The sequence below is a fragment of the Novosphingobium sp. 9U genome (assembly GCF_902506425.1).
Taxonomy (GTDB): domain Bacteria; phylum Pseudomonadota; class Alphaproteobacteria; order Sphingomonadales; family Sphingomonadaceae; genus Novosphingobium.
Genome location: NZ_LR732516.1, coordinates 1 through 15997, shown reverse-complemented (window position 1 = coordinate 15997; position 15997 = coordinate 1). Strand labels below are relative to the sequence as shown.

The following is a 15997-nucleotide window of genomic DNA, read 5'->3' as shown; positions in this document are numbered from 1 at the left end:
GCGCGAAGTGCGCGCGGTGCTGAACAACAGCTTCGGCTTTGGCGGCACCAACGCCAGCCTGATCATGCGCAAGGCGGACTGAGGCTTTGGGCGCGAGGGATCCCTTGTCCTCCCCGATTCGGGGAGGGGGACCGCTCGCGCAGCGAGTGGTGGAGGAGACTCTCGCCACCACGCGAGCTTGCGGGAGGACGCGAGTCCCCTCCACCACCAGCTATGCTGGCGGTCCCCCTCCCCGTGCCGGGGAGGACAGCTAAGTGCTCTCGCGCAAGGGTTGCGGGCTGATCGCGGTGCTCGTCATCGCGGGGCTGATCGCCATCGGCGTGTTCCTCGGCGGCTGGTACGGCTCGGGCCCGCAAGCGAAGGACGGCACCTTCATCGTCCCCAACGGCGCGTCGCTGGGTACCGTGGCCGAGCGGCTGGAGGCCAAGGGCGTGATCTCCTCCGCAACCGGCTTCAAGCTGCGCGCGCGCATCTTCGGCGGCGGGCGGGACATCAAGGCGGGCGAGTTCGCGATTCCTGCGCATGCCAGCCCCTCGCAAGTGCTCTCGATCATCACCAGCGACGACGTGATCCGCCGCTTTGTGACCGTGCCCGAAGGCATGCCTTCGATCATGGTCTACGAGCGGCTGAAGGCGCAGGACCAGCTGACCGGCGTGGTACCGATACCCGCCGAGGCGTCGGTGCTGCCAGATAGCTATGCCTTCGAGCGCGGCGAAAGCCGCCAGGCGGTTCTGCGCCGAATGCAGGCGGCCATGAGCCGCACGGTCGCAGAGCTATGGCCCAAGCGCGCGCCGAACCTTGTGGTGAAGACGCCCGAGCAGGCGCTGACACTCGCATCGATCGTTGAAAAGGAAACCGGCAAGCCGAGCGAGCGCGAAATGGTGGCCGGGCTCTATTCCAACCGGCTGAAGCAGGGCATGATGCTGCAAGCCGACCCGACGATCATCTATCCCATCACCAAGGGCAAGCCGCTCGGACGCCGCATCCTGCAGTCCGAGATCCAGGCGGTGAACGACTACAACACCTACACGATGGTCGGTCTGCCCAAGCACCCGATCACCAACCCGGGCCGCGCCTCGATCGAGGCGGTGCTGCACCCGGCCGACACCAAGGCGCTCTACATGGTCGCGGATGGAACCGGTGGCCATGCGTTCGCCGCAACCCTGGACGAGCATAATCGCAACGTCGCCAAGTGGTTCGCGATCCGCCGGGCACGCGGCGAGCTTTAACCGGCAGGCGCAACACCGAGGACGCAGCGCCACTCTGGTGTCTACGTGCGACCAGTTGCATTCGCAGTCGCACAACTGCGATCCTATATGCCCAAAAGTGAACGGAGCCGCGGCGACCGCCGATGGCTATGCTCACCATCCCATCGCTCCCAGCCGAAGGAGCCTACCCATGGCACTGACCGTCAACGGCATGCAGGTCGCGGTTCCGACCGACCCGCGCGTCTCGCTCCTCGACCTGCTGCGCGAGCGGCTCGATCTCACCGGAACCAAGAAGGGCTGCAACCAGGGCGCGTGTGGCGCCTGCACGGTGCTACTCGATGGGGAGCGCGTGCTGTCCTGCCTGACCTTGGCCGTGCAGGCGGATGGTCGCTCGGTCACCACGATCGAGGGATTGGTCGTGGAGGGCGCGATGCACCCGCTGCAGCAGGCCTTCGTCGAGCACGACGGCTTCCAGTGCGGCTACTGCACACCGGGCCAAATCTGCTCGGCCGTGGCGATGGTTGAGGAGTGGCGGCGGGGATTGCCCAGCAACGTCACCGGCGACCTTGCGAGCACTCAGATCGAACTCACGCACGATGAGCTGCGCGAGCGGATGAGCGGCAACTTGTGCCGCTGCGGCGCGCACAATGGGATCGTCGATGCCATCGTCGCCACCTACGTGACGGAGGGCGCGCGATGATCGAGTTCACGTATGCGCGCGCCAGCGACCCCAGCCATGCCCTGCTGCTGGGCGCGGCACAAGATGCGCGGTTCCTCGGGGGCGGCACCAACCTCGTCGACCTGATGCGCGAGACCGTCGAGCGGCCGCGCGAGCTCGTCGACGTGACCGGACTGGCAGCGGGCATCGCGAAGACCGCATCGGGTGGCCTGAGGATCGGTGCGGCAACGCGCAATACCGCGCTTGCCGAGCATCCGCTCATCCGCAGCCGCTATCCGGTGCTGTCGCGCGCCGTGCTGGCGGGGGCGTCGGCGCAGATCCGCAACATGGCGACGGTGGCCGGGAACCTGCTGCAGCGAACCCGATGTTCGTACTTCTACGACGAGGAAGGGTCTCGCTGCAACAAGCGCGCGCCGGGACAGGGCTGCGATGCGCTGGAGGGCCTGAACCGCGGCCACGCAATCCTCGGCGCTTCGGACGCATGCGTGGCGGTCCATCCCTCGGACATGTGCGTCGCGCTGGCAGTGCTCGACGCCACGGTGGAGATCGAAGGGGCGGAGGGCACCCGCTCGGTGCCGTTCGCCAACTTCCACCAGCTGCCGGGCGAGACGCCGCAGATTGAAACCGTGTTGCAGCCCGGCGAGCTAATCACCGCGATCGAGTTGCCGGCGCTGCCGCTTGCCGCGCACTCGGCTTACCGCAAGGTCCGTGATCGCTCCAGCTACGCCTTTGCGCTCGTCTCGGTCGCTGCTGCGCTCCGCGTGGAAGACGGCACGATCGCCGAAGCACGGATTGCTCTTGGCGGCGTGGCGCACAAGCCCTGGCGCGCCGCAAAGGCCGAGGCTGCACTGGTTGGCCAGCCTGCGTCTGCAGAGCTGTTCCGTCGGGCCGCCGATGCCGAACTCGCGGACGCCAGACCGCTGCGGGACAATGGCTTCAAGATCGAACTCGCCGCGCGCACGATCACCGCCGTGCTGTCGGACCTTGCCGGAGATGCCGCATGAACCCGATCGAGAGCGCACGCCAGGCGGCGCAGGGGCTGGTGCAGGCCGCCGTCGAGAAGGCGATCCAGCTGGCACCTGCCAGCTGGGTGCCCGGCGCTTGGAACGATCCGGTCGGCCGCCAGCAGCACGGGCATGTCGGGCAGCCGGTCTCACGCATTGACGGTCCGCTCAAGGTGCGCGGCGCCGCCAAGTTCGCGGCCGAGTTCGCGCCGGAGAACATGGCCCACGCGGCGCTGACTTTCGCCACCATCGCGCGCGGACGTATCACTGCGATCGACACGTCGGCAGCGCAGGGAGCGCCTGGCGTAGTGCTGGTGATGACGCACGAGAATGCGCCGCGCCTCAAGCCGATGCCGCTGTTCATGACCGCGGGCAAGGCCGGTGGAGGCGACGACCTGCCGATCCTGCAAGATGCCGAGGTCCACTACAATGGCCAGCCGATCGCACTCGTCCTTGCCGAGACGCTGGAGCAGGCCGAACATGCCGCCTCGCTGATCAAGGCCACCTACGAAATCGACGAGGCGGTGACGACCTTGGAGGCCGGCAAAGCGCGTGGCACGCACACCGGAGTGGTGTTCGGCCAGCCAGCGCATGTCGAAGTGGGCAAGCCCGAGGACGAGCTCGCCGCAGCCCGCCACCGCTTCGAGGCGACCTACACGACGCCCCGGCACAACCACAATGCGATCGAGCCTCACGCCGTGACGCTCTATTGGCGGGATGGCGAACTGCATATGCACGACGCCGTGCAGGCGGTGAACCATGTGGCCTGGAGCGTGGGCAACGTGTTCGGGCTAGACGAGGACAAGGTCCATGTGACATCGCCCTATGTCGGCGGCGGGTTCGGCAGCAAGGTCTTGTGGAGCCACCAGATCCTGGCCGCTGCCGCTGCACGCGAGTCGGGTCGTCCGGTGCGCATGAACCTCTCGCGAGAGGGTGTGTATCGGACCGTCGGGGGCCGCGCGTTGACCGAGCAGACCGTTGCTCTGGGCACCGATGCCGAGGGTCGCCTGCAGGCACTGCAGCACACCGGCACGGTGATCATGAGCGCGCACAATGCGCTGCCAGAGCCGTTTATCCTCTCGGCGCAGAGTAGCTATGCGACCAAGTCGATGCTGCTCGACGTGCAGGTCGCGACGCTCGACATGCTGGCCAACACCTTCATGCGCGCGCCCGGCGAGGCGGTCGGCAGCTTCGGGCTGGAATCGGCGATGGACGAATTGGCCGAGCAGATCGGTGTAGATCCGGTCGAGCTGCGCATCCGCAACGAGCCCGAGAAGGACCCGATGAAGGGCCTGCCGTTCTCATCGCGCGAGGTCGTGTGGTGCTGGCGCACCGGCGCCGAGCGCTTCGGCTGGGACAAGCGCCAGGCGCCCGGCTCACGGCGCGAGGGTGAGTGGTTGGTGGGCTTGGGCTGTGCGATGGCCGGCTACCCTTATCAGCGCATGCCTGGCGGGGCGGCGGGCATCAAACTCACAGCTGACGGCCGTGCGCATGTCAGCGTCGCCGCGCATGAGATGGGGATGGGCACCTCGACCGTGCACACCCAGATCCTGGCAGACAGGCTGGCTCTGCCGATGGACGCGATCGAGTTCAGCTATGGCGACAACTCGCTTCCCGGCGTGGTGCTGGCGGGCGGTTCGCAGCAAACGGCATCGGTCGGCAGCGCCATCATCGTCGCGACGCGCGAACTTGTGGAGGAGCTGCTGCAGCTGGCCGGCAACGATTCGCCGCTGGCCGGGCTATCCGCAGACGAGGTCGGGACCACGCACGGCGGCCTTGCCAGCCTCAGCGATCCGCAGCGGTACGAAAGCTATGCCTCGATCCTGAGCCGGGCGGGACGCTTCGAGATTTCCGTCGTCGGCCAGGCGCCGATGCCGGGCGAAGGCATGCACTGGTCCATGCACTCGCACGGCGCGGTTTTCGTAGAAGCGCGTGTCAATGCAGTCACGGGCGAAGTGCGAGTGCCACGGATCACCGGCGCCTATGACTGCGGCCGCATCCTCAATCCCAAGACGGCCACCAGCCAGCTGCGCGGCGGGATCATCATGGGCCTGGGGGCTGCGCTGATGGAGGAGACGCAAGTCGACCCGCGCAACGGCCGGATCATGAACGCGAGCCTCTCGGAATACCACCTGCCGGTGCATCTCGACGTGCCCGAGATCGAGGTGATCTTCAGCGACATACCCGATCCGGTCTCGCCAATGGGCGCGCGCGGAATCGGCGAGATCGGCATCACGGGTGTGTCGGCCGCCGTCGCGAACGCAGTGTACAACGCCACGGGCAAGCGGGTGCGCGACCTGCCGATCACCTTGGACAAGCTGCTGTAAAATAGGGGAGCGCACTCGTCATTTCGGCGCAGTCCCCGCTGAAGAGGGGGACTCACCTACAAGTGATCACGCTCTAACCCCACAGCTCCACAATCGGTCCATCGAAATTGCCGCCGAGCTGGTGCTGCGCCTTTGCCAGTGCCTCCTGCGGCAATCCCGCCAGATAGCCGTCCAGGATGCGCTGGAAGTTGCTGATCAGGCCTTCCATGTCCTTGGACAGGCGCATGAACTCGAAACCCTTGGCATGCAGGCCCTTCTGCTGGATCGGGATGTTCGAGTAGTCCTGCCGCGGAATCGGCGGGAACTCGGGGCTATCGAACGGCAGCACGATTGGCTCCATCACCGGGTCGGGCTCCTGGCCTTCGGGATAGAAGGTCAGCGACCACAGCTCGAAGAAGCAGCTCTCCGGACCTAGCGGTCGGATGCGATAGGCCGACATGCTGGAGAAGATCGGCAGCAGGAAGTGGTGCGGGAACAGGAACTCGACTGCGTTGATCGGGTCGGACTGCGCGACCGCCAGCAAGTCGGGCACCGGCTCGCCACGCTGGCGCAAGCCCTCGCTGATGTGCTTCATCACCAAGCCATACCATTGCGGCACGGCCAGGTTGGGATCTTGCGACAAGCCTTCGTGCGAGACGCTTTTGGCGATCTCGACTTCCTTGGCGTGGACCATGCCGGCCATGCCCTCGCTGAGGAGAGCGAGGTGGTGCTTCTGCATCTCCACCGCCTGCTGGCTCGTCACGCCCTCGACCGCGACTCGCCTGGCGTTGGCCGAGCCTTCCTTGCGCAGCACGACGTCCGGATCGAAGGGATCGTGGTAGACACCCTCCATCGGCTTGTGCAGCTGCGGGTGCGTCTGCATCACGTGGTAGCCTTCCATGAAGGCCTCCATTGCGATCTTCCAGTTGGCCGGCAGTACGGTGCCGTAAGCCCACTCCGCGCGCAGAGCCTGCACGTTATGCGCCTCAAGCCGGTCGGCAACGGGCCCCAGGCTCTCCTTCACCGAGGGCGCGTCATCGTCGTGGTTGATCCACACGCAGCCGCCCCAGACTTCGGCACGGCAGGGGATCAGATTGATGTCGTCGGCGTCGAGCTGGCGGTCCGAGAACAAGTGCTTGCCATAGACCAGCGTGTTCTCGCCATCCATGTTCCAGCGCCAGCCGTGGAAGGGGCAGACGAAGCCGCTCTTGGCGCAGTTGCCGTGGGCGGTCGCATGCGACGAGCCGATCGTGGTGCCGCCGGCGATCGGCACGCCGCGGTGGCGGCAGGCGTTGTGGAACGCCTTCACACCCGAAGTCGTGCGCACCACGATCACCGACTTGCCGACGTTCTCGTACTCGATCCAGTCGCCCACATCCTGCAGCTGCTCTTCGCGGCAGGCCATCTGCCACACGTGCGGCCACAAATGCTCGACCTCGGCATCGTAGAACGCCTGGTCGTAGTAGCGCCGCGCCGGGATCCGCTCGGGATCCTCGATCGGGAAGGGCACGGACCTGAGGCCGCCATCAGGTGACTTGAGCATCTTGCGCCATCTCCCGCGCTCTGTTCTGCCCGCAGTACATCGTGGCAGGCGCTTCGTGGCAAGCACCACCGCCGGCGCTGCACGCAGGGACATGCCGCAGCGGTACGGTGGACACCTGTCCTGCCACGAGGCGCAATCACCCTTGCTGGCGCCGGCGCCCGCCGGGTAGGCGTGGAGTCATCGGGCTGTACGGCCTCGCCTGAAGGAGAACGGCCATGAAGATCGGTCTGATCTATCCGCAGAACGAATTGGGCGACCCGCTTGCCGTGCGCACGATCGGCTTGGCGGCCGAGGAGCTCGGCTACGATCACCTGCTCGCCTATGATCACGTGCTGGGCGCTTCGCACGATCGCGAGCCCAAGCTGTGGGGTCCCTATACGGAGAAGCACCCGTTCCACGATCCCTTCGTCATGTTCGCCTACCTTGCTGGGCTGACGCACCGCATCGAGCTCGTCAGCGGCGTGCTGATCCTGCCGCAGCGGCAGACGGCGCTGGTCGCGCGCCAAGCGGCCGATCTCGACTTGCTAAGCGGCGAGCGGTTCCGTCTCGGCGTCGGCATCGGCTGGAACTATGTCGAGTACGATGCCCTTGGCCAGGATTTCTCGACCCGGGGCCGGCGCATGGCCGAGCAGGTGCCGCTGCTGCGCCGCTTGTGGAGCGAGCCACTGGTGACGTTCGAAGGTGAGTTCGACAGGATCGATCGCGCAGCGACGCTGCCCCATCCCAAGCGGCAGATCCCGATCTGGATGGGTGGCTTCGCCGATGTGGCGCTGCGCCGCGCGGCGCGGATCGCGGACGGCTTCATCTTCGCCGATGGCGCGGCCGACGCCTTCGCGCAACTCGCCACCCTGGATGCGGCTCTGCGCGATGAGGGGCGAGACGGCGCCGCCTTCGGAAAGCAATGCAACATGTTGCGGCCCAAGACTCCTCAGGATGTCGCCGACTTCGCGCTGCGCTGGCGCGACGCCGGCGGTACGCATGCATCGGTCAATTCGATGGGCATGGGCTTTGCCGATGCTTCCGCGCACGTCACCTGGTTCGAGACTGTGGCGGCTGCTCTGGGAGGCGTTGGGCTGATGTGAGCGGCTCCTTGCCGATGGCCGTGTGGCCCGGCATAAGGCGCGTACATGACAACGGTGAAGCGACGACGCCGCCTGCTCGACAAGGATGACGCGCTCAGCACGGAAGCGCGCATCCTGCATGCGGCAAGGGCGATTTTCTCAGCCAAAGGCTTCTTCCCGACCTCGGTCGAGGAGATCGCCGAGGGTGCGCAAGTCAGCCGCGCCACGGTCTACCTCTATTATCGCAGCAAGGAAGAGATCCTGTTCGGGCTGATGCGCGAGGATCTCGAACACCAGCTTGATCGGTATCGCACCCTGGCGGGCATGACGCGCCTCTCGCTCACCGGAGTGAAAACCTGGCTGCGCGAGTTCCGCGAGGCGATGGACGAGCGCAGGACATCGCTCAACCTCTTCTGGGTCGGCGCCAGCATCGATCCGCAATGGGCCGAGCCGGTGCGCGACCACCGCGAGAGCATCATCGCCATCCTCGGCGCGCGGTATCCCGGCTTCTCCCTGGACGGCCTGAGCGGCGCCACGCGTGAAACCAAACGCACGCGCTGTTACCTGATGATTTTGCTGATCGAGAGCGCGGTTTGTTTCGCCGAACCGATGAGCGCGGCGAAACTTCCGGTCGGCATCGACGTGCTGGGCCGCGGTCTGCTCAATTTCTTCGAGACGGGCGAGATCAGCATCGCCTGATCGAGGCGGCCGAGGTCTTCAGGAGATGGGATGATGCGCCAACCGTACGCCGAAACAGTCGTGGTCGTTACTGGCGCCTCGTCGGGCCTCGGCCAAGCGATCGCGCAGGGCGCAGCCGAGCAAGGCGCCCGCTGCGTGGTCATCAACTACGCCACCAGCCGCGAAGGAGCAGAAGAGACGGCGGCGATGGTGCGTGCGCATGGCGCAGAAGCGGTGCTGGTTCGGGGCGATGTCTCGGACGATGAAGACTGCCGCGCGATCGCTGCGGCTGCCGCGCCGTGGGGCCGGATCGACGCGCTGTTCAACAACGCCGGTCGGACCAAAACGGCCAAGTACGAAGATCTCGGCGCGCTTTCAGGCGACGACTTCGTCGACATCTACAAGGTCAACGTGGTCGGACCATACCAGATGGTGCGCGCGTCCCAGTCGCTGCTGGAGGCATCGGAGCGCGCGGCCGTGGTCATGGTATCGTCCATTGCGGGTGTGACCGGAGGTGGTTCGTCGATCGCCTACTCGGCGTCAAAAGGCGCGCTCAACAATCTGGCGCTGTCGTTGGCGCGGGCGCTGGCTCCGCGGATCAGGGTGAACGCGCTGTGTCCGGGCTTCATCGACACGCCCTGGTTCGACAAGTTGGGAAGCGCTCGCGGTCGCATCCGCGATTCCATCGCCGAGCGCACGCTGTTGCAAGTGGCGGCGCAACCGAACGAGATCGCGGGTAGCGCGCTGTTCCTGAACTCGCCCGCCGCGCGGCACGTCACCGGCGAGACGCTGCTCGCCGATGCCGGCCTGCACTTGACGGGCGGTTGACCGGAGGGCTCAGGCCATCTCGTAGATGCGCTGCAACTCGGCCGACGACGCCACGTGGCCGGGCTTCTCCTTGCTGGCGATAGTGGTGCGGTGCATGACACGGCCCTCGTCGGTGTAAGGCACCACGCGATGCATGACGCCCTGGTTGTTCCAGATCACCAGGTCACCCTCGGTCCAGTGGTGCGTGTAGACGAGATCGGGCTGAGCAGCCCACTGCTGCAATCGAGTGAGCAGGGCGCGGCCATGGGCGCCCGGCATGCCGACGATGCCATCGGCATGCGTGCCCAGCAGCAGCGACTTGCGCCCGTCGTCATGCGTCCAGACCAGCGGCTGCTCCATCACCGCTGCCAGGTTGCGGTAGCGTTCGATGCGCTCTTGGGTCGGCGTGCCATGGACCGGGCGCACGGCCGCCTCCACCGTATGGATCACCCGCAGGTTCTCAATCTCCTGCTTCTCGCGCTCGGGCAGCAGTTCGTAGGCGGCGTAGAGATTGGCGAACTCCGTGGCGCCGCCGCTGTCGGACAGCTTGCGCGCCGACAGAACGGTGGCCTTGGGCAGCGGCTGGTCGATCGTGATCCCGTCGATATGCCAGAAGAAGGTGCCCAGCACATAGTCCGGCTCGGAGTTGAGCTTGCGGTCGAGAGTGATCTTGTAGACGTCGGGCGTGTCGACGTCAGAGCCAGGCACCCTGCGCGTAAAGTTCACCCTATCTCCCAGCCGGTCGGTGAAGGCGAGCTGGAGTTCGTCGCTGGCGTGGAGTTCGGGAAAGACCAGCACGCCGCGCTGCTCGAGCTCATGCTGGACGGTGGCGATCGTCTCGTCGTCCAGCAGATGATCCCGATCGACCTGGATGATGCCGCCGATGCTCGGCTTTGCGGGTTTGACGGTCAGGCTCATCTCCGGTCTCCATTCTTGTTGTGCTGAGCAGGTGTACAGGATTGATCCGCTCGATGGCAATGGAGACGAGGATGAGGCAAGCAACCGTTCCTTGCGCCGGCTACTCGGTGGCGTCCTCGGGCCGGGGTTCCCACCCGTGCCGCTCGATGATGCCGGATGACACCGGGCGCCCCGAGGCATCGCGCGAAGGGCGGAACCGGAAGCGCTCGGTGATCAAGCGGCAGGTCTGCGCATCGAGCTGGGGACTGCCGCTGGACTGCGTCACATGGCAGTCGCTCACCCGGCCATCGACGTTGACGACGTAGCGCAGCTCCAGCTCGCCGCCTTGATGAGCCTCGCGCAGGGACTTCGGCAGGTCCGACCAGTAGAGCTTGCCGCGTGTCTGCACCGGCCGGGTCACGGCATCGTCCATGCCGTGACCATCGCCGCCGTCGCCCCCTCCGCCGGTGCCGTCGCCGATGCCGCCTGCACCTTGTCCCGGTCCGACCCGGTCCGAAGCACCGGTGTTGGCTGCATTGCCGATGCCAGGCTTTGGCGCTGCGATGATCGGCGGGGGAGGGCGCAGGGGTGGCGTCACGGGAGCGAACACGGCACTCGCCCGATTTCGCAGGTTCTCTGGCGACGCTTCGTCCTTCGGTCGTGAGGCTTCCGCTCTCGTGGCCTGGGTCGGGGTCGGTCGCGGGCGCTTCTTGGGTGAAGGGGGCGGTGGTGCAGGCGGCGCAGGCGTGAGTGCCGTCAGAGTCTCGGTGACTTGCCTCGTCAGCGGTGCGTCCGTGTTCAAGCCCAAGATGAGAGCCGCGCCGCCAACAGCGACGATCCCGATGGAAGCAAGGGCAGACACGGTCCGCTGTCGTAACGATGGAGCGTACAAGGCTGTTCATTCCCGTTTAGCGCGCCAGGAATGGCACGCCGGTCCTCGCTAGGGCCTGAACGATCTGCGCTGGTGGAGGCTGCCGGCGGGCAATCGAAGAGGGTGCGCATCCGATCGAAACGGAATCTTTTCTGGCGTGTGACAAAATGCTTGGAACCAAAACTCTGCCCGACCGCGCTTGCGCGAGAGGTGCAAACCGATGCGCTGACTCACCGAGCCGACAGGCGGCGGATCTGACTTTTCACACTTATTTTCTGCAGCTTGCGAGCCATTGCCATTGCGGCGCGTTGCAATGTCCACAAGCCTGTAGAGCGATTGGACTTGCCAGTCGGCCCACTATGGCGTGATCACACGCAAGTGCGGCGCCGAGTCGTATTGCGATAAGCTGAGTTCCAGATGCCGGAACCAACCAAAGATCAACCCGTTTAGGCGGTCAGGTACGCATCTGGAGTTTGGACACATGACCCTAATTCTGATTCTCATCGTTGGCGGTATCATCGGCTGGCTCGCAAGCATTCTCATGCGCACGGATGGCCAGCAGGGTATCTTCCTCAACATCGTGGTCGGCGTCATCGGCGCTTTGATTGCGGGCGTGGTCATCACTCCGCTTATCGGCGGCGCGCCGATCACCAGTGGTTCGTTCGACATCATGTCGCTGTTCGCCTCGTTCTTGGGCGCAGTGATCCTGCTGGCGATCGTGAACCTGTTCCGTCGCGGTTCGATCCGCTAAGCTTCGCGATGGACGTTCGTCTACTTAACAGGGCAAAAGGAGCTTTCCCAATGAAACTGATCACCATGCCGCGTCTCGCCGTTTTGGCCGTCGCCGGTGCCTCGCTGAGCCTCGCGGCTTGCAACAACAAGGCTGACGACGCGACCGAGGCCGCTGCCGACCAGGTCGAAGCTTCGGCTGACGCCACGGCCGACGCCATCGACAACGCGGCCGATCAGGTGGGCGGCGCTTCGGAAGAAGCAATGCAGGACCAGGCCGACGCCGTGCGCGCCACCGGCGAAGCCAAGGCCGACGCTCTCGAAGAGAAGGCGGACGCCGAAGCGGGTCACCCGTAAGGATCGTCTTCCGCGTGGTCGCAAGACCACTCGGGTCACGCAGAGGGGACGGCGAGCGATCGCCGTCCCCTTTTCGCGTTCGGGGACGGCCTGGAAGGGCTGCAAGGCGCTCGCTCACCGCCCGACATCTTGCGCGTGGTGGCTCGTTGTGCAAGGCGCAGGCAGGACCTGCAGCAAACGCACGCTCGCACGTTTAGATGTGCCGACTGATCGGGATATCCTGCTTGAATTGTCATCGCGGACGTCAAACATTACGCCGCGAGCCACTCGGCTTGGTCTTGCCTTGCTCTGTCCGAGCGCGGCCAGACTTCGCATCGCCTGACTTGCAATCCACAACAGGAAAGTTGCCATGACCATTCCGCTGATGCCGCTGCCTTACAGCCACGACGCGCTCGAACCGCATATCTCGAGCACGACGCTCGAAGTGCACCATGGCGCGCACCACAAGACCTACGTCGACAAGCTGAATGCGGCGATCGCGGGAACCGAGGACGAGGGCAAGCCGCTCGAGGACATCATCCGCGCTGCCAGCGGTCCGAAGTTCAACAACTCGGCCCAGACCTGGAACCACGGCTTCTACTGGCACTCGCTCTCGCCCGAGAAGAGCGAGCCGAGCGAGGCACTCGCTGCAGCGATTCAGCGCGATTTCGGTTCGATGGACGCCCTGCTCGAGGCACTCACAAACGAGGCGGTGAACCACTTCTCAAACGGTTGGGCCTGGCTCGTTGTCAAGGACGGCAAGCTGGCCGTCATCTCGACGCATGACGCCAACACCGGCCTGCTCGACAGCGACAACCCGCTGCTGACCGTCGACGTGTGGGAGCACGCCTACTACGTCGACCAGAAGAACAAGCGCCCGGCTTACGTGCAGGCGGTGCTCGGCAACATCATCAACTGGAAGTTCGCTTCGGAGAACTTCGACCGCGGCACGCCCTGGATCTACCCGAGCTGATCGGTTGATCCGCTAAACGAAAAAGGCCTCGCTCTCGTCGAGAGCGGGGCCTTTTTCATGGATCTTGTAGCTCAGCCGATGCGGCGGCGGGTGCGCGTGGGTTGCTCGGTCGCCTCGACTGCGGCGCGCCTGTTGCGACCACGAACGGTGGCGTTGCGCTTGGCGAGCGCCTGGGGATCGGGATCGGAGTCGAGCAGCCGGTTCAACTCGGCCCGCGCACGCGCCACGCGGCTCTTCATCGTGCCGACGGCGCAATCGGCGATCTCGGCCGCTTCCTCGTAGGTGAAGCCGCCCGCGCCCACCAGCATCACCGCCTCGCGGCGCTCGGGTGCGAGCTGCTGTAGTGCCGCGTCCATGTCGGACAGATGGATGCCGCCTTCCTGGTCCGCATCCATCACCAGCATCCGCTCGGCCGCGCCTTCGTCCAGATCGGTTTGCCGCCGGCTGCGGCGCAGTTCGCTCAGGTAATGATTTCGCAGGATCGCAAAGGTCCAGGCGCGCATGTTCGTGCCTGGCGTATAGCGCTCACGCGCGGTCCAGGCCTTGATCGCCGCTTCTTGCGCCAAGTCGTCCGCATAGTCGGGCCGACCCGACAACCCACGCGCAAAAGCGCGCAAGTGGGGCAGGGTGCCCAGCAACTCGCGCCGGAATGCCTCGTCCGCCTTGTTGTCCAGCTGGTCGCGATCAGCTTTCATCGCTCTCGTCCAGCTTCTTGAGAATATCATCGAAGCTGTCCGGGAGGGGCTCCTCGACAACGGACTTGTAGAGCTTTCTCAATCCTGCAGCCCAACCCGGCTCACCATCCTTGCGGATGGACGGTGGCAGACCGGGCGGCGACCCGGGCTCCCCTTGTCCTTTCGGATGAGACAACACGAACTCCCTTTCCTGCGGAGGTCTGCAAAACGTGGCAGAGCGGTCGAGCTTCAGCGCCGGATCGGCGTTTGTCACAGGAACAATTGATCCATGCCATGGTTCCCCTATGGCGAACACTTGTCGGCGCGCGCCGCCGCTGCCATGCCGTGTGGCTGCGCAACACGCCCGACCGTTTGCGGGGATACATGAGGAACTGTTTCGCGCGTGGTTGACGACACTCTGCTCGATCGCGTTGAGAAGCAGGCGTGGTTCCACCGCTATCCGCGGGGATGGCCATTCCTGCTGTTCATCATCGCCAGCATCGGCACCGCCGTCAGTGTCATGGCGATCGAGCGCTCTGACCAGCAGCGCCGTGAGGTCGAACTCGATCGCAACCTGACCGAAATCGCGTCGGCTCTGCAGCGCCGCGCCACCGAGAATATCGCGCTGCTGCGAGCCGGATCCGCGCTCTTCGCCATGCAGCCGGAAGTCACGCAAGAAAAGATCTCCGAGTTCTCGTCCGACTTGCAGGCGAGCGGCAATCTCTACGGTTCGCTGGGCCTGGGCTGGGCGCCGCTGCTGCGCGTTTCCAGCACGCCTACCTTCGAGCTTGAACGGCGTGAAAGCGGCAACCCCGACTTCCACATCTGGCCCGATCCCTTCGCGGCCAGCACCAATGGCGGCACCGAACGCGAATTCTCGACGCCGGTCGTCTACCTGGAGCCGATGACCCGCAGCAACCAGCGGGCCATCGGCTACGACATGTACGCCGATCCGGTGCGGCGGCAGGCCATGGAACTTGCCATGGATAGCGGAAAGCCTGTCACGTCGGGCAAGGTCCGTCTGGTGCAGGACCGCGAGGCAGGCGGTACCGGTTTCCTGATCTACATGCCGGTGATCGACGCGCGCCGGCGCAGCGCGGTAAAGGGCTTCGTCTATAGCCCCTTTCGCGCCGACGACTTCCTGGCGAGTGCGGCCGAGCTGTATCGCAACGACGAGATCGAGGTCAGTGTCTATGACCAGTCGATCGCGCCGGAGAACCTGCTGGCGCAGCGGCGCGTCTCGGGAACCACGGGTTCGGCGATGGAGCGGCGGATCGATGTCGGCAACCATGCCTGGGTCATCCGCGTCAGTGACAAGAAGATCGGCACGCTTTCGACCACGGCACGGGTCACGCTGTTCTTCGGCGTCATCACCTCGCTGATGGTCATGGCGATCGGACGCCTGATTACCCGTCGGGCGGCCGAGGATCGCCGCGTGCTCGAATGGCTGAGCCGCCAATCCGCGATCCGCAATTCGCTCACGCGCGAGCTCAATCACCGGGTCAAGAACACGCTTGCCAATGTCCTTTCGATCGCGGCGCTGACCCGCCGCCGATCGACCGATATCGACGATTTCACCGAAAGCCTGACCTCACGCATCCGCGCCTTGTCTGCGACGCATGACCTGCTCTCGCAGTCGGATTGGAGTAATGCTCCACTCGGTGAGGTCGTCCGTTCGGAACTGGCCCCCTACATGGAGGGGAACGAGTCGCACGTCGTGATGAGCGGGCCGGAGATCAAGCTGGCCCCCAACGATGCCATGTCGCTCGGCCTGGCCATCCACGAACTGGCCACGAACGCGGCCAAGTACGGTGCGCTAAGCACGACCAGCGGGCGGATTCACGTGAACTGGTCGTTCGCGGGCCCCGACCATGCCGAGATACACTGGCGTGAAGAGGGCGGCCCGCCAGTGCGGGAACCAAACAAGCGTGGGTTCGGACGCGACCTGATCGAGAAGATCGTCGCCCATGAACTGCGATCGCAGGTCGACCTGCAGTTCCTGCCCGGCGGCGTCGAATGCCGCCTGACGGTACCCGTGCGCGTCAGCCGCGAGTTTTCACTGCGGAGCGATCCCCGCCGCTGACCTCGCTAGGATGCGGGGCGACTCAGTACTCAACTTGTCGGTTGCAGGCCGTGCGAGGGGGAGCGTGCTTCTCGATCGCGAGCCTTGATCTCCTAATATCCTACCTTCTTCCCCACTCCTCCCGCGGGGGAGGGGGTGGGGATGGGGG

At 65.4% G+C, this 15997-nt stretch carries 16 protein-coding genes; 11 read left to right on the top strand and 5 right to left on the bottom strand.

What is annotated here, in order from left to right:
* Positions 1 to 254: 254 nt before the first annotated feature.
* The 4 genes from mltG (at position 255) to GV044_RS19485 (ending at position 5218) form a co-directional block, all read left to right on the top strand.
* On the top strand, positions 255 to 1229 hold the full coding sequence (gene mltG / locus GV044_RS19500; protein WP_159874040.1) for an endolytic transglycosylase MltG: 975 nt from the start codon (positions 255 to 257) through the stop codon (positions 1227 to 1229).
* Between the two features lie 169 nt (positions 1230 to 1398).
* Positions 1399 to 1908, top strand: coding sequence for a 2Fe-2S iron-sulfur cluster-binding protein (locus GV044_RS19495; protein ID WP_159874038.1), 510 nt, complete (start codon positions 1399 to 1401; stop codon positions 1906 to 1908).
* Positions 1905 to 2891, top strand: coding sequence for a xanthine dehydrogenase family protein subunit M (locus GV044_RS19490; RefSeq protein WP_159874036.1), 987 nt, complete (start codon positions 1905 to 1907; stop codon positions 2889 to 2891). Before GV044_RS19495 ends, GV044_RS19490 begins: the two co-directional genes overlap by 4 nt.
* The gene (locus GV044_RS19485) at positions 2888 to 5218 is read left to right on the top strand and encodes a xanthine dehydrogenase family protein molybdopterin-binding subunit (RefSeq protein ID WP_159874034.1); all 2331 of its coding nucleotides are present in this window, start codon (positions 2888 to 2890) and stop codon (positions 5216 to 5218) included. Before GV044_RS19490 ends, GV044_RS19485 begins: the two co-directional genes overlap by 4 nt.
* A 73-nt stretch (positions 5219 to 5291) precedes the next feature.
* On the opposite strand, the gene GV044_RS19480 is transcribed toward GV044_RS19485, so the two are convergent.
* Positions 5292 to 6740 (bottom strand): SRPBCC family protein, encoded by a 1449-nt coding sequence (locus tag GV044_RS19480; protein WP_159874032.1) that lies wholly within the window; start codon positions 6738 to 6740, stop codon positions 5292 to 5294.
* Between the two features lie 215 nt (positions 6741 to 6955).
* On the opposite strand from GV044_RS19480, the gene GV044_RS19475 reads away from it, so the two are divergent.
* From GV044_RS19475 to GV044_RS19465, 3 genes are read left to right on the top strand one after another with little or no spacing between them, the layout of a single operon-like run.
* On the top strand, positions 6956 to 7822 hold the full coding sequence (locus GV044_RS19475; RefSeq protein ID WP_159874030.1) for an LLM class F420-dependent oxidoreductase: 867 nt from the start codon (positions 6956 to 6958) through the stop codon (positions 7820 to 7822).
* Positions 7823 to 7867: 45 nt separating this feature from the next.
* Positions 7868 to 8500, top strand: a complete 633-nt coding sequence (locus GV044_RS19470) for a TetR/AcrR family transcriptional regulator (RefSeq protein ID WP_159874028.1) — start codon at positions 7868 to 7870, stop codon at positions 8498 to 8500.
* Between the two features lie 33 nt (positions 8501 to 8533).
* Positions 8534 to 9307: an SDR family NAD(P)-dependent oxidoreductase gene (locus GV044_RS19465; RefSeq protein WP_201299171.1), complete on the top strand. Its 774-nt coding sequence runs from the start codon at positions 8534 to 8536 to the stop codon at positions 9305 to 9307.
* 9 nt (positions 9308 to 9316) lie between these two features.
* On the opposite strand, the gene GV044_RS19460 is transcribed toward GV044_RS19465, so the two are convergent.
* Entirely contained in the window at positions 9317 to 10204 is an 888-nt protein-coding gene (locus tag GV044_RS19460; protein ID WP_159874024.1) for a TauD/TfdA family dioxygenase, read from the bottom strand.
* Positions 10205 to 10304: 100 nt separating this feature from the next.
* Positions 10305 to 10793: an energy transducer TonB gene (locus GV044_RS22395; protein ID WP_236555121.1), complete on the bottom strand. Its 489-nt coding sequence runs from the start codon at positions 10791 to 10793 to the stop codon at positions 10305 to 10307.
* A 742-nt stretch (positions 10794 to 11535) separates the two neighbouring features.
* Here GV044_RS22395 and GV044_RS19450 point away from each other — a divergent pair.
* The 3 genes from GV044_RS19450 (at position 11536) to GV044_RS19440 (ending at position 13092) form a co-directional block, all read left to right on the top strand.
* Positions 11536 to 11805, top strand: a complete 270-nt coding sequence (locus GV044_RS19450; RefSeq protein ID WP_159874020.1) for a GlsB/YeaQ/YmgE family stress response membrane protein — start codon at positions 11536 to 11538, stop codon at positions 11803 to 11805.
* Positions 11806 to 11855: 50 nt separating this feature from the next.
* Positions 11856 to 12140 (top strand): hypothetical protein, encoded by a 285-nt coding sequence (locus GV044_RS19445; RefSeq protein WP_159874018.1) that lies wholly within the window; start codon positions 11856 to 11858, stop codon positions 12138 to 12140.
* Between the two features lie 349 nt (positions 12141 to 12489).
* The gene (locus tag GV044_RS19440; RefSeq protein WP_159874016.1) at positions 12490 to 13092 is read left to right on the top strand and encodes a superoxide dismutase; all 603 of its coding nucleotides are present in this window, start codon (positions 12490 to 12492) and stop codon (positions 13090 to 13092) included.
* A 71-nt stretch (positions 13093 to 13163) separates the two neighbouring features.
* On the opposite strand, the gene GV044_RS19435 is transcribed toward GV044_RS19440, so the two are convergent.
* A complete protein-coding gene (locus GV044_RS19435; RefSeq protein ID WP_159874014.1) occupies positions 13164 to 13787 on the bottom strand; it encodes a sigma-70 family RNA polymerase sigma factor in 624 nt (207 codons plus the stop codon).
* On the bottom strand, positions 13777 to 14040 hold the full coding sequence (locus tag GV044_RS22390) for a NepR family anti-sigma factor (protein ID WP_236555120.1): 264 nt from the start codon (positions 14038 to 14040) through the stop codon (positions 13777 to 13779). Before GV044_RS22390 ends, GV044_RS19435 begins: the two co-directional genes overlap by 11 nt.
* A gap of 129 nt (positions 14041 to 14169) precedes the next feature.
* On the opposite strand from GV044_RS22390, the gene GV044_RS19425 reads away from it, so the two are divergent.
* A complete protein-coding gene (locus GV044_RS19425) occupies positions 14170 to 15849 on the top strand; it encodes a CHASE domain-containing protein (RefSeq protein ID WP_159874012.1) in 1680 nt (559 codons plus the stop codon).
* Positions 15850 to 15997 lie beyond the last annotated feature (148 nt).